The following is a 14,059-nucleotide window of genomic DNA, read 5'->3' on the forward strand; positions in this document are numbered from 1 at the left end:
GCCGCCCTCGTGCCTCGCTCGGCGCGGGCCATCTCAGCACCCCCGCCCGCGGTGTCCGGAGTACGACGGGCAGCCACCGCGGCCGTAGCCCGGCTCCTCGGCCAGCTGCAGGTCGCCGGCGATCCTCAGGTAGCGCCCGTGGGAGAGCGCCTCGTCGAAGCCCGCGGCGAGGTCGAGCGTGGAGAGCAGGCTGTCGACGAGGTCGCGCCGACCGTCGTAGAGCGCATCGACGACGACGGCAGTCCGCACCAGCATGTCGACCAGCCCGCGTTCGTTGGCGTTCAGCAGCCGCGCGCTGCGGGCGAAGGCGCTGCCGCCGCTGCGCACCAGCGCGGCGAAGCGGCCCTCGTGCTCGACGATGGTCCGCGCGGCGATCAGCGCGTCGTCGGTCGCGTCGAGCAGGTCCGGTGCGTAGGCGGCGAACCCCTCGAGGTTGGTCGCGAGCAGCTGCAGGTTGCGCCGGACCAGCGGCATGCTGGGGTTCAGCCGGGCCAGGTAGCGGTGCAGGGTCACGATGGTGCGGCCCAGCCGCTGCCCGTTGCCGTCCAGCGCGGTGGCCAGGCCTTCTAGCGCGGTCGCGAGCCGGGCAGGCCCGAGGTCGCCCACCACGCGGTCCAGGCCGTCCAGGACCGCTTGGATCTCGAGGGTCTGCGACCGGCGGTCCTGTGGGATCCGGTGGCCGTCCTCCAGGCCGCGCGCTCCGTCCCCCGCCGAGACCAGGTCGATGAACGAGGTGCCGAAGACGCTGGCAGGGAGGACCCGCGCCGTGGCGTCGGCGGGCACGTCCGCCGCGAGGTCGGGTGCCAGGTCGACAGCCACCTCGACCGAGCCGTCCCGCTCGGCGCCGCCGTCGCCTTCGCCGAGGGCGGCGACCTTGCCGACGACGACCCCGCGGTACTTCACGTCGGCCCCGGGCACCAGCGACCCCCCGGCGTCGTCGAGCACGACGGTGGCGGCGACCCGGTCGGAGAACGACCCGTTCCCCGCCAGCACGAGCCCCGCGACCACCAGGGTGAGCACGGTCAGGGCCACGACACCGCGGGCGACCAGCGTGGCCCGGGAGGGGTCGCGCTGGTGGCCGCGGAGCAGGCTCAGGACACCCATGCTCACCCCGAGATCCGGAATCCGGGGTCGCTCCCCCAGAAGACGAGCGTGAGCAGCATGTCGGCGAGCACCACGCCGACGATCGAGGCGCGCACGGCGCGCCCCGTCGCCTCACCGACCCCCTGCGGACCGCCGGCCGCGCGGAAGCCGTACCAGCAGTGGATCAGTGACACCAGCAGCGCGAAGACCAGGATCTTCACCACCGAGAACCCGACGTCGCGCGCGGAGATGAACGTGTCGAAGTAGTGCTGGTAGGTGCCCGGCGACTGCCCGAAGAGAACGGTCACCGCCGCCTGCGAGGCGATCCAGGACCCGATCAGGCCGATGAGGTAGAGCGGGAGGATCGCCAGCATCGCGGCGATGACGCGGGTCGAGACCAGGTAGCGCATCGGGTGGACGGCCATGACCTCGAGGGCGTCGATCTCCTCGTGGATGCGCATCGACCCGATCTGTGCGGTGAAGCGGCAGCCGACCTGGGCGGCGAGCGCCAGCGCGGCGACGAGAGGCGCCAGCTCGCGGGTGTTGACCGAGGCGGAGATGAAGCCGGTGAGCGGGGCGAGGCCGAGCAGCTCCAGCCCGGCGAAGCCCTCGATGCCCAGGGAGGTGCCGGCCGAGACCGCCAGCAGCACCATCACCCCGATCGTGCCGCCGCCCACGATGAGCGAGCCCGACCCCCAGCTGATGTCGGCGAGCTGCCGCAGCACCTCGGTGCGGTAGAGGCGCAGCGTGGAGCCGGTCGCGGCGAGCGCGCGCACCGAGAACGTGGCCGCGTCGCCCGCGGTGGCGAGCAGGTCGGCACCCGTCCGGGGCAGACGGGGCGCGCCGGCCATCAGGCGATCCTCTGGGGCACGAGAAGGACGTAGGCCTGGGTCAGCGCCACGTTGACCAGCGCCAGGAGGATGAAGCTGAGGACCACCGCCTGGTTGACCGCCTCGGCCACGCCCCGCGGTCCCCGGTCGCCCCCAGGCCCTTGTGCGCGGCGACGATGGTCGCGATGAAACCGAAGACGGCCGCCTTCAGCTCGGCGAGGACGAGGTCACTGGGAGCGGCGAAGGAGACGAACGATCCCAGGTAGGTGCCGGAGCTGACGTCGCCGCTGCCGACGTTGAGGGCATAGCCGGTGCCGATCGCGGTCACCGCCACGACCACGTTGAGCAGCAGCGCGACCGCGACCGCGGCGACCAGGCGCGGGCCGACCAGGCGGCGTACCGGGTCGATGCCCATCACCCGGAGCGCATCGACCTCCTCGCGGATGGTCCGCGCGCCGAGGTCGGAGCACAGGGCGGAGCCGACCGCCCCGGCGATCATCAGGCTGGTCACCAGCGGAGCTCCCTGCCGCAGCACCCCGATCCCGTTGACCGCACCGCTGAACGACGCGGCACCGATCTGTTGGGCGACCCCACCGACCTGGACCGAGACGATGACCCCGAACGGGATCGCGACCAGGATCGTCGGCAGCAACGACACCCGCACCATGAACCAGGCCTGCAGCGTGCACTCCGACCAGGAGAAGCGCCGGGCCGCGATGTCGAGCACGGCTGCCCTGGTCGCGGCGGCCGCCAGCAGGGTCATCGCACCGGTGGTCCGGATGCCGGCCACCGCGCGGCGTCCCAGGCCGGGATGGGCGCGCGTCGCAGCGGGGGTGAGCGAGGTCACATCCGCTGTAACGTCACGTGTACCTCCGAGTTACGCATCGGCTGCTGGACGCCGGCGACGCGGAGTCGCAGCCGGCCGGACGGCAGGACCCGGACCCGGGCGGGGCCCTCCCCGCCGCGGTAGGCCACCTGGTACCTCGCACCGGGCTGGTACCACCGCGGCGTGGTGACGACCGCCTCGGAGCCGGCGACCAGCGTGAACCCCCGGCGGTCGGCCCCACGCAAGGCGCTCCACTCGTGCTCGGCGTCGCGCAGGCTCCGCACCCGCCAGCCCCACTGCTCCCACACCCGCTCGATCGAGCGGTAGCCGACCTGCCCCGGGCGCGTCCGCTTCTCGGCCAGCACCCGCATCAGCCCCGGGAGGTACTCACGCAGCGATCGGGTCCAGTAGGGCCAGGTGTGGGTGCCGTCGACGTAGTCGGTCAAGCGGTAGCGGACGCCGGCGGCGTCCGCGGCGTCCGCGAAGAACCTCGTCGAGAGGTGGGTGATCGCCTCGACGGCGACCGCCCCGGGGTCGGGGAGCTCCTCGTCCAGCTCGCCGGGCGTGCCGCGGGCGGTCCACAGCCGCAGGTCGGTGTGGGCGAGGTTGTCCACGAGGTCGGCCGGGTTGTGCCCCTGCCAGATGATCGCGTCGGCGACCGGGTCGCCGAACGCGGCGAACGGCTGGACGCCGTTCAGACCGGTCATGATCGCCCCGACGACCGCCGACCCCGCGGTCCGGGCCAACGGGTTGCGGGCGATGTCGGGCGCACCGGAGAACGACGCCGCCGAGACGAACAGATCGGGGTGGCGGGCCGCATAGCTGAACGCACCGAACCCGCCCTGCGACAGGCCGGCGATCGCCCGGCCACGGCGGCCCGGCAGCGTGCGCAGGTTGTCGTCGACCCACGGCACCAGCTGCCCGATGTGGAAGGTCTCCCAGTTCGCCGCCCCCAGCGCGGTGCCCTGGTCGACCCAGTCGGTCCACCACGAGCCGCCATTGTCGTCGTAGCCCCCGTCGGGCATGACCACGATCAACGGCAGCTCCCGGGTCGCGGCACCGACCTTGCCGTCCTCGACCCAGTCGTCCGCGCCGCCGCTGGTGCCGTGCAGCAGGTGCAGCACCGGGTAGCGACGCGAGGTGCGCTGGTATCCCCGGGGCAGCAGGACGACCACGTGGGCCGGCCGCGCCAGCTCGGCGGTGGCCAGCACCAGCCGCCACTGCCGGACACCGACCCGCTCGGCGGAGAGGACCTGGAGCCCGCGACCGTCCCGGAACGGTCCGGTGGCAGTGGCACTCTCACCGGCCGGGGCGCTCGCGATCGCCGGCGCCGGCGTGAAGGGCTGCACCCCCACGAGCACGGCGAGCGCGACGGCGAACGACAGCAGGAGGGCCAGGAGTCGACGGGTCATGCCCGGTCAACGCGCCGACCCTGGTTGCGGTACGCGTGACGCCCCTGACAGCCGCTCCTGCTACCCGCCCGTCGGGTCGCCCTCCGCATCGGAGATCGGGGTGATCCAGGCCTGGTGCGTCTCGGGGTTCTTGGTGATCGCCAGCAGCTCGTCCATGTGCGGCTCGAGGCCGGTGACCTTGTCGAGCGGCACGCCCACGATCAGCTGGAACCCCAACCCCCGCCAGGCCTGCACCGCGCGCCCGGCGAACTCGGAGTCGGCCTTGACGAACCCCTCGTCGAGGAAGACCGGCGCGAACCGGGGCCGCGAGCGCAGCTCGTCGCCGAGCCGGAACCGCAGCGCGGAGCCCACGATGAACGCGACCAGCTCCTGGCTCTCGCCGCCGCTCTTCTCGCCGAGGGTGCGGTAGGTCGCCCGCAGCTCGCCGGTCAGCGAGTCGTAGCGCTCGGCGCTGACCTCGACGTGACGGCGCACGTCGAGGAGCCGGTCGCGCTCACTCGGGGCGCCGTCGCCGGCCTGGGCCGGGCGACGCAGCTGGGCCATGAACCTGCTGAGGTCGGTGAACCGCCGCTCCAGGTCGGCCTCGCCCAACTGGGCGGTCGAGCCGGCCGCCAGCGCCCGGAGGTCCTTCATGAACACCTGGACGTGGGCCGGGGCCAGCCGTCGGAGGCGGATGCGCAGCCGGTCGCCGGACCCCCCGAACTCCAGGCGCCGCAGGATCGCGTTGATCGGCTCGAGCCGGTCCTCGATCTCCTCGATGGAGGCGGCCATCGCCCCCACCAGCGGGACGAGGTCCTGGCCGCTCCACTCGGTCAGCCGGCGCCGCCACTCCGAGCGGCGCTCGGCGAGGCCCTTGCCGCGGATCTCCTCGAGGATGCGGGCGTAGTCGGGGTAGGACTCGGCGGTGGCACCCAGGTTGGGCGAGTCCCACTGGAACTTGTAGACGCGGAAGATGCCCGCGAGCTCGTCGTCGACCCGCCGGATCTCGGCGTCCGCGTCGGCGACCGCCTCGCGCAGGCGTTCGGCCAGGCGGTGCGAGGTCTCGTGGAAGCGGGCCAGATCGCCGGGGTCGGCCGGAGCGGCGGCGGCCGCGAACTCCGCGGCCAGCGCGGCGTCCTGGGCCTCGGTCAGCTCCGCCCGCCCGGCGGCCTCCATCGACTCGAGACGGTCCTTGACGTGGTCCTCGTCGTCGACCAGGTCGCCGTGCGCCTCGCCGAGCTCGCGTTGCCGCTGCTCGAGCCCGAACCGACGGCGGCGGACCTCCTCGAGCTCGGCCCCCAGCTGCTCGATCTGGGCCTCGAGCGCCTGGAGCTGGTCGTCGGAGCCGAGGATCTCGGTGCGGCGCCGTTCGAGGTCGGCGATCCGCCGCTCGCTGCCGTCGACGTCGAGGTCGTCGAAGCGGGCCGAGGCGACGGCGTCGTAGGAGGTGCGGCGCTGCTCGAGCAGGCTGGTCTGCCGGTCGAGCTCGGCCACCTCGGCGTCGATCACCTCCAGCTCGCCCTCGAGCGAGGCCAGCTCCTGGTCGATCTCGGCCAGGGCGTCGGCGTTCGAGAACCCAATGATGTCGCGGGCGTCTCCCCGGCCGTGGGTGCCGCGACGGGCGCTGCGGGTCTGACCCGCGCGGGTGACCCGGAGCCCGGGCCCGGACAGCCCGTCGGCGGACTCGACGCAGAGCGCGTTGCGGGCCGGTTCGGCGACGTGGCCCTGCACCCAGCCGGAGAAGGGAGAGTCCTTGAACAGGAGCTTGCCGGCGATGCGCTCGGGGTCGGCCGGCCCACGGTCGGGCAGGTCGAGCTCGACGCCCTCGAAGGTCAGCCGGCCGCGCAGCCGGAGCCCGTCGATGGCGGCCGAGAACTCCTCCAACCGGTGGAGCGGGACCAGCATGATCCGGGCGCTGCCGCCGAGCACCGTCTCGACCGCCGTGCGCCACTGGGCCTCGTCGGGCGCGACATCGACCAGCTCGGCGAGGAACGGCAGGTCGTCGACGGCCATCCCGCTGGCCTGCGCGACCTCGGCCCGCAGCTCGTGCATCCGGGCCGGCACCCGCCCCGCCCGGCTCTCGAGCGAGGCCCGCTCCCGGCGCAGCTCGGCCTGGCGCTGCTGGATCGGGTAGCGCCGGTCGCGGGCCGCGTCGCGCTCGCGCTTGACCCGCTCCTGGTCGCGCTCCCACCCCGCGAGCCACTGCCGCGCGTGCAGCTGGAGCACCGCGAAGGCCTCCGCCGACATCAGGGCGGAGTCGAGGTCGGGGGCCTGCGCGTCGGTGACGTCGATCAGCGGCAGCAGCCTCTCCTGGAGCACCGCCCGCCGCCCGGCCCGCCCCTCACGGATCACCTGCTCCTGCTCGAGGGAGAGCGCCAGCGCCTGGAGGGTCGACCCGCCGGCGGCCCGGTGCGCCTCCTTGGCGGCCTCGAGGTCGGCCTGCAGGGCGCGTTCGGCGCCGACCGTCGCGGTGAGGTCGTCGCCGGTGCTGCGCCGCTGATCGCGGTTGACCTCGAGCGCTTCCTCGATCAGCCGCAGGTGGGTGCGCAGCAGCCACAGACGCAGCGGGGTGTCCCCGGCCAGGGTCACGCCGTAGGAGTCGAGCTCGGCGAGCCGGCGACCAGCGATCTCGCGACGCTCGTGCAGGGCCGTGATCGGCTCCAGCAGCTCGAGCTTCTGCTCCTCCACGCGCATCGCCGAGTAGGCGGCGTCGAGGTCGTCGAAGTGCTCGATGGCGCGGTCGGCCGCGGCGTAGGTCGCCGGCCGCTCCAGCACCATGTCCTTGTAGAGCTCGTCGACGCTGCGCACCTGGTTGCCGGCCTGGATGCGGGCCAGCAGCCGCAGCGCCTTCGCGCCGTCTCCGTTGGCGCCGATGCCGAGCCGGGCGTGCAGGACCGCGGCGAACTCGGCGTAGGTGCGATGCACCCGGATGCCGGGGAACAGCTTCTTGAGCGTGTTGGCGTGGAACCGGTCGGGCACGGCCGCCTCGAGGGTGTCGAGCGTGAGCGCGCCCTCGTGGGTGGCCAGCTGCATCTGCACCTCGCCCGAGCGCGTGGCCCGCCGCGGGACGTAGTAGGTGCGCACGGCGGTGAACCGCCCGCCCTGGTCGTTGACGAAGGTCATCGCCACCGCGCCCCAGGTGTCGACGCCCTTGCCGCGCAGCAGCTTCTCGACCGGACGGCCGGTGCGAGGGTCGTCGACGACGTCGACGGCTCCCCGCAGGTAGGAGAGCAGGTTGCGCTGGCCGACACCGCGCGCCCGCCCGGCCACCGCGTCGTTGGAGGCGCCGTTGAACTTGGTGTCCGACGGCATCATCAACGCGGTGTAGGCGTCGAGGATCGTGCTCTTCCCGACACCCGAGGCGCCGGAGATCATGGTCGCGTCGCCGCGCAGCGGCACGCTCGTCAGGCCGCAGAAGCCACCCCAGTTGACCATCTGCATCAACGCCGCCCGCCACTGCACGGTGTCGTCGACGGGGGCGGCGACCACCTGCTGCGCGAACAGCCCGTCAGCCCGCTCCTGCGCCAGCTCGGCCTCGTCTATGCTCATGTGCGCTCCTCGGTCGCTGGCTGGCCCGCCGGGCCCTCGACGGTCTCGGCCGCCTCGTCGAACAGGCCGGCGCCGTCGTCCTCCGGCTGGCCGCCGTCGTCGGCCCCGTTGGCACGCTGCAGCGCCTCGAGCAGCTCCTGGAGGAGCTCCAGCGGCAGCAGCGGTTCGACGGCTTCGCTGATCTCGAACCGCTCGCTGGACGCCGTGGGGATCAGCAATCCCGACTTCACGATGCTGAGCACGGCGTTGCGGGCACGCTTCTCGTTGCCGGCCTCGTCGGTGGCGTGGGCGGGCCGGAAGCTCGCGACGTAGTCGAGGACGTCGTCGCGGTCGACGTAGACCCGGGCATCGCCGCCGGACAGGCCGGCCCGGAGCCGGTCGCGCAGGTGCACCAGCACCAGCGTCTCCTCGCGCGACCACGCGGCGTCGTAGAGCAGGGTCGGGAACCGGCTGCCGGTCTCGGAGGTTGCCTGGCGCTTCCAGGCGACCTCGCGGGCCCGGTCGATCGCCAGGTCGAGGAACAGGTCGTTGAGGCGCGAGCGCAGCACCCGCTCGTGCTCGACCAGCACCGCCCAGTCGCGCGGGTGCGTGCGGGCGCTGATGAACCGCTGCTTGAGCAGGGTCACCAGCGCGTGGCGCTGGGAGAACTCCAGCCCGCCCTCGTCACCCTCGAACAGCGACACCGAGGCGTCGTCGTCGGGGGCGAGGTCGTCCTCGAGATCCGTGGTGGGCTCCATCGTCTCGTCGACGTCGACGCTCACGTGCGGGCCTTCCGTTCCTGGTCGTTGCGGCTCTTGTGCTCTCCCGACCTGCGGCCCGGGTCGAGATCGGGGTCGGGCAGCGGCAGTCGCGGGACTGCGAAGGTGCGGGTGCTGCCGTCGGGCCGGACCGCACCGAACCGCTCGGCGGTGTGCTCGGCGCGCCACCCCCGCTCCGCCGCCAGGTGCAGCAGCCCGAAGATCTCCACCGGACGCCGCAGCGAGGGCTCGAGGGCCGCGAAGAGCTCACCGAGCGAACCGGCCGGCAGCAGGGCGGAGCGAGCCGCGTCGAGTCGCTGGCGGAGCGTACCGAGCTGGGGCCCGCCCTGGGTGAGCAGGTCGGCGAGCGAGAGCGCCGGCGCCTGCGCCGGGTCGGCCGGGGCGATCGGCTCGGGAGGCTGGTCGTCAGCCGGGTCGTGGAAGCGCTCGCGCAGGTGCTCGACGCCGGCGCGCGGCGGCAGGAGCGGGACGTCGTGCGTGGCCCGGGGGCCGGTGGTGGCCATCCAGGTCATCAGCTCGGACTCGACCTGGCGCAGCGTCTGCTCCAGTTCGCGGTCGTGAGCCGCATCGTGGGAGACGATGTACTCCTTGAGGGTGGCGGTGACCCGGGACCGCTGGGAGAGCACCCGGTCGAGGCCGTCGCGCACCAGGCGCACGGTGCCGCGCAGCTCGGCGCGGTCGGCCTCACCGAGGATGCGGTCCGAGAGCGGGTGGTCGAGCAGGGCCGTGAGGTCCTCGCGCAACTGCGCCACCAGGGCGTCGTCGCGGAGCAGGGCGAACGCGCCCTCGAAGGCGCGGCCTTCCTGGGTGGCGGTGATCAGGGCGTCGGCGCGGGCCAGGTAGTCGTCGATGACCTCGCCCGCCGGCCGGTCCTCGGCCCGGAACGCGGCGAGGATCTCGCCGCGGATCGTGGCGAACCGCTCCTCGACGCGGGCGAAGTCGCTCGGCAGCGCGGAGATCAGCGACAGCAGCTCGGTGAACCCCTCGAGCATGTAGTCCTCGGTGGCGCCGACCAGGTCCGCCCCGTCGACGAGCCGGTCCCGCTCGGCCTGCAGCCGGGCGATCTCCTCGTTGAGGATGCTCACCCGGGTGGTGCGGTCGGGGTTGGCCTCGGAGTTGAACCGGCGCACGGTGCTGACGATCGTCGCGATGCGGTGTTCGCTGAGCGTGGCCCGGTCGCGGGTGAGGTTCTTGACCAGCTCGAGCGCCTGCTGGGCGTGGGAGGTCAGCGAGTAGACCTCGTGGCCCCCCTCGTCGAGGGAGCGCACCAGCCACTGGCCGCGCATCCACCGCTGGCAGATGTCGCGTCCGCTGCCGGCGGGCACCTCGGTCTCGCCGGTGAGGCGGATCTGGGCCAGGTGCTCCTCGACCTGCGTGTGCAGGCGCGCGGTCGGGATCGGCTTGTTGTTGCGTCCGAAGGCGGCCCGGAAGATCGTGATGACGACGGGGGCCTGCCGTTGGTGGAGCAGCGTCAGCGTGGGCTGGGCGAAGGCGCTCGTGACCTTCGCCAGCTCTCCGGCGACCTCGCTCATGGTGTCTCACCTCCGCTCCGTGCTGTCTGCTCCCGGCCGGCTAGTGTCCCAGAGGGTGCCGACGAGACCGAAAGCGGCGGGCTCGCCACCACGGTCGGCAGGGGGGCGGCCACGGCGCGACCAGGAGTTGGGTGCGCCGCGCCCATCGCGCACCGTCGGTCGTGCTGGCTATCTTCAGCTGGCATGGGCGAGACACGCATCGGCTGCTGCAACCTGTGCGAGGCGATCTGCGGCCTCGTGCTCACCGTCGAGGACAACCGGGTGACCCGGGTGCAGGGCAACCCCGACGATCCCCTCTCTCGCGGTCACCTGTGCCCCAAGGGAGTTGCTCTCGCCGACATCGCCGCCGACCCCGAGCGGCTGGTCCGGCCGGTCCGACGCCACGGTTCGGGAGCCGACGCGACCTGGGAGGAGCTCGACTGGGACGAGGCGCTCGACCTGGTGGCGGCCCGGCTCGCCGCCACGATCAACGAGCACGGCCGGGACGCCGTGGCCACCTACCTCGGCAACCCGAGCGCGCACTCCCCCGGCATGCTCACGCATGGCACCGCCTTCCTCCGCGCGCTGCGCACCCGCAGCCGCTTCAGTGCCTCCTCGGTCGACCAGCTGCCGGCCCAGCTCGTGGCCCACCTGATGTTCGGCCACCAGTTGCTCCTCCCGATCCCCGACCTCGACCGCACCTCGTTCCTGCTGGTCCTCGGGGCCAATCCGATGGCCTCGAACGGGTCGCTGATGACCGCACCCGACCTGCCCAACCGGCTGCGTGCGCTCCGGGCCCGCGGCGGCCGCCTGGTGGTCCTCGACCCCCGCCGCACCGAGACCGCGAAGGTCGCCGACGAGCACCACCACGTGGTGCCCGGCAGCGACGGGTGGGCGGTGCTGGCCATGGTGCGTCAGCTGTTCCTCGACGGTCTGGTCCGGGCTCCCGACTACGTCGACGGGCTCGACGAGGTGCGCCGTGCCGTGAAGCCGTTCACCGTCGAGGAGGCCGAGCGGCGCACCGGCATCCCCGCCGAGACGCTCGTCCGGCTGACCCACGAGATGGCCGAAGCCGACGGCGCGGTGGCCTACGGCCGGATCGGCGTCTCGACCCACCCCTGGGGCACGGTGACGCTGTGGGGGGTGCAGCTGCTCAACCTGCTGACCGGCAATCTCGACCGGGTCGGCGGCGCGATGTTCACCTCCCCGGCGGTCGACCTGATCGGCACGCTGGCGGGCCCGGGCAGCCACGGCCGGTGGCGGTCCCGGGTCAGAGGGCTCCCCGAGTCGGCCGGCGAGCTGCCGGCGGCGGCACTGCGGGAGGAGATCGAGACGCCCGGAGACGGCCAGGTCAGGGCCCTGGTCACCGTGGCCGGCAACCCGGTGCTCTCGACGCCCGACGGGTCCGCCCTCGGTCGGGCGTTGGACGGCCTGGACTTCATGGTCGCGATCGACCTCTACCTCAACGAGACCACCCGCCACGCCGACGTCGTGCTGCCGACCACCACCGCGCTCGAGCGCGACCAGTTCGACCTCGTGCTCCCCGCCTTCGCCGTCCACAACACGGCCCGGTTCAGCCCACCGGTGATCGAGCCCCACCCCGACGCCCGCCATGACTGGCAGGTCTTCGCCGAACTCGCCCGGCGCCTGCAGCCGCTGCTCGACGACCCGGTCCCCGACGCCCGGTGGGCGGCACTCGAGACACAGCTGAGCGCGTCCCCTCGCGAGGCCCTCGCGCTGTTGCTCGACGCCGGTGGCTCCGGGGTGACCCTGCCGCAGCTCCTCGACCAGCCGTCCGGCATCGACCTCGGTCCGCTCCGCCCCGACCAGCTCCCCGACCGGCTGCGGACCCCCGGCCACCGCGTCGACGCCGCCCCCGGCCTGGTGCTCGACGATCTCGACCGGATGCTCGCCACGTCCGCGGCGCCGCCGCCGGGGCAGCTGCTCCTCATCGGCCGACGCCACCAGCGAGACAACAACTCCTGGATGCACAACTACCCACGGCTGGTGCGCGGCCGGCCTCGCCACCGGCTGCTGATGCACCCCGACGACCTCGCCGAGCGCGGACTCGTCGACGGCACCGCCGTCGACGTCGCGTCCGCGGTCGGCACCGTCACCGTCGAGGTCGAGGCCAGCGACGACATGATGCCGGGGGTGGTCTGTCTCCCGCACGGCTACGGACATGCCGCGCACGGTTCACCGCTCACCACCGCGAGCGCGCTGCCCGGCGTGTCGGTCAACGACCTGACCGACCCCGCGAGGCTCGATGTCTCCGGCAACGCCGCGTTCACCGGGCTGCCGGTCACGGTCACCGCGAGCGTGCGGGACGCCGCCGGCGCTCAGGGCGCCCGAGAGACGCCCGGGCCCCCCTCTCTGAGCCACGCGGCGAACGCCGCGGGATAGCGCTGCTCGAGCTCGTCGAGCAACCGCGCCCGCCCCTGGACCGCTCGCACCTGCTGAGCGACGCTCGCACCCGGTGCGCCACGCGTCCCAGGGTCCGCTGGACCAGGGCCGCGACCGAGAACGCCGAAAAGCGCTCCGCGAAGCCGGCCCGCCGCTCAGACTGTGGGAGAGGTCACGGCAGGCGGGAGAGCTACGGGCGTGCGCGAGACCAGCAGGACAGCCGGGCATCGGGCTGCGGAGGTCTGGGCCGCAGCCCCGATGCCGCAGCGCCTGCTGCTCTCGCTGTTCGGGCTCTCGTTCGCGGTGCACCTGGTCGTGCCCAGCGGCACCGTCGGTGACCTCAGCTACGACACCGGCGTGGTGGCCGCCTCGATCCTGGCCTGGGCGGGAGTGCGCGCCGCCCCACGCGGCTCCGGCGTCCGAGCCAACCGGGTGTTGATCGCCTCGGGGTTGACGGCGTCCACCGTGTGCGACCTCGCGTGGACGGCGTACCACTGGACCGGCACCCTGCCGACGGCGTCCCCGGCGGACGTGGCCTACCTCGCCGCCTACCTGCTCTTCGCCACCGTCCTGGCCCGGCCCCTGGTGCTGGGTGGCTCGCGGCGGATCGAGGTCGACGCCCTGCTCGACGCGGCCACGGTCGCCACGATGGCGGTGGTGCTGTTCTGGCCGCTGCGGATCGACGAGGTCGTCGCGCACGAGGGCCACAGCTTCACCGAGCGCAGTGTGCTGACCGCCTACCCCGTCGCCGACGCCGTCCTCCTCGCCCTGGTCGTCCGGGTGCTGGTCTCTGCGCACGGAAGGTCCGGCGGTCGCTGGATCCTCGGCAGCGGCGTGCTCTGCTGGGTGGCCTCGAACGTGGCGTACTGGAGCCTGGGGGGCACCGGCCCGGCCGCGCTCGACGTCGGCTGGATGCTCGGCGCGTTGCTGATGTCGCTGGCGACCTGGCACCGGACCGACGACGACAGCAGCGACCCGGTCAGTGAGGAGAGCGGTGACGGCGAACTGCGGGACCGGCTGTCGGCACCGCTGGTCGCGAAGCTCTGCTTCGCGGTGCTGCCGCTGGCCGTGCCGCCGACCGTGCTGATGCTCGAGGCGGGTTCGCCGACCTCGACCCCGCTGCTGGCCCCCCACCTCGGCATGGCCGTGCTCCTGGCGCTGGCCTTCGTGCGGACCGCGCGGCTTCTCCATTCGGAGTCGCTCTCCCGGGCCGAGGTCGCACGTCGCCGCCGCTACTTCCAGAAGCTGGCCGACAACAGCTCCGACGCCGTCGTCCTCCTCGACCGCTCGGGCGCGGTCCTCGACAGCGTGCACGACGCGCACGCCGGATCACCCGGCGGGCTGCCACCCCACGCGGACATCCGCGCGTGGGCGCTGAACCTCGACCCGGCGGACCTCGAGCGGGTCGGCGCCGGGTTCGCGCAGGTGGTCGACAACCCAGGCGAGACGTTCGTCGAGGAGGTGCTGCTTCGCAGCCCGGACGACGCAGAGCTCTGGTTGAGCGCCCGGTTCACCAACCTGCTCCACGACCCCGACGTCGGCGGCGTGGTCGTGTCGTTGTCGGACGTCACCGCCCGCAAACAGGCCGAGGTCGAGCTCGAACGCGCCCGCGACGCCGCCCTCGAAGGCTCCCGCGCCAAGTCCTCGTTCTGTGGTTCCCCCCGAATCGTGGAGGGCTTCTCTATGCGGCTTCCCGGTCGGGGGCCGC

General features: G+C 73.3%; 9 protein-coding genes. 2 read left to right on the plus strand and 7 right to left on the minus strand.

Annotated features, from left to right (window positions below):
* Positions 1 to 33: 33 nt before the first annotated feature.
* The 7 genes from D6B71_RS21695 to D6B71_RS21725 are packed head-to-tail and all read right to left on the minus strand — an operon-like array spanning position 34 to position 9,969.
* Positions 34 to 1,104, minus strand: coding sequence for an MlaD family protein (locus D6B71_RS21695; RefSeq protein ID WP_121258901.1), 1,071 nt, complete (start codon positions 1,102 to 1,104; stop codon positions 34 to 36).
* 2 nt (positions 1,105 to 1,106) lie between these two features.
* A complete protein-coding gene (locus tag D6B71_RS21700) occupies positions 1,107 to 1,934 on the minus strand; it encodes an MlaE family ABC transporter permease (RefSeq protein WP_121258902.1) in 828 nt (275 codons plus the stop codon).
* 40 nt (positions 1,935 to 1,974) lie between these two features.
* Positions 1,975 to 2,760, minus strand: coding sequence for an MlaE family ABC transporter permease (locus D6B71_RS21705; RefSeq protein WP_240641633.1), 786 nt, complete (start codon positions 2,758 to 2,760; stop codon positions 1,975 to 1,977).
* A complete protein-coding gene (locus tag D6B71_RS21710) occupies positions 2,757 to 4,151 on the minus strand; it encodes an alpha/beta hydrolase (RefSeq protein ID WP_121258903.1) in 1,395 nt (464 codons plus the stop codon). Before D6B71_RS21710 ends, D6B71_RS21705 begins: the two co-directional genes overlap by 4 nt.
* A gap of 60 nt (positions 4,152 to 4,211) precedes the next feature.
* Positions 4,212 to 7,679 (minus strand): ATP-binding protein, encoded by a 3,468-nt coding sequence (locus tag D6B71_RS21715; protein WP_121258904.1) that lies wholly within the window; start codon positions 7,677 to 7,679, stop codon positions 4,212 to 4,214.
* Positions 7,676 to 8,440 carry a DUF4194 domain-containing protein gene (locus D6B71_RS21720; protein ID WP_240641634.1) on the minus strand — a complete coding sequence of 255 codons (765 nt, stop codon included), beginning with the start codon at positions 8,438 to 8,440 and terminating at the stop codon, positions 7,676 to 7,678. The genes D6B71_RS21715 and D6B71_RS21720 overlap by 4 nt, the downstream gene beginning before the upstream one ends.
* The gene (locus tag D6B71_RS21725) at positions 8,437 to 9,969 is read right to left on the minus strand and encodes a DUF3375 domain-containing protein (protein ID WP_121258905.1); all 1,533 of its coding nucleotides are present in this window, start codon (positions 9,967 to 9,969) and stop codon (positions 8,437 to 8,439) included. Before D6B71_RS21725 ends, D6B71_RS21720 begins: the two co-directional genes overlap by 4 nt.
* Before the next feature lie 183 nt (positions 9,970 to 10,152).
* On the opposite strand from D6B71_RS21725, the gene D6B71_RS21730 reads away from it, so the two are divergent.
* On the plus strand, positions 10,153 to 12,351 hold the full coding sequence (locus D6B71_RS21730) for a molybdopterin-dependent oxidoreductase (protein WP_121258906.1): 2,199 nt from the start codon (positions 10,153 to 10,155) through the stop codon (positions 12,349 to 12,351).
* Positions 12,352 to 12,609: 258 nt separating this feature from the next.
* A partial coding sequence (locus D6B71_RS21735; RefSeq protein WP_164519776.1) for a sensor histidine kinase occupies positions 12,610 to 14,059 on the plus strand: 1,450 nt, incomplete at its 3' end.

The sequence above is a fragment of the Nocardioides ferulae genome, from assembly GCF_003660455.1.
GTDB lineage: Bacteria > Actinomycetota > Actinomycetes > Propionibacteriales > Nocardioidaceae > Nocardioides > Nocardioides ferulae.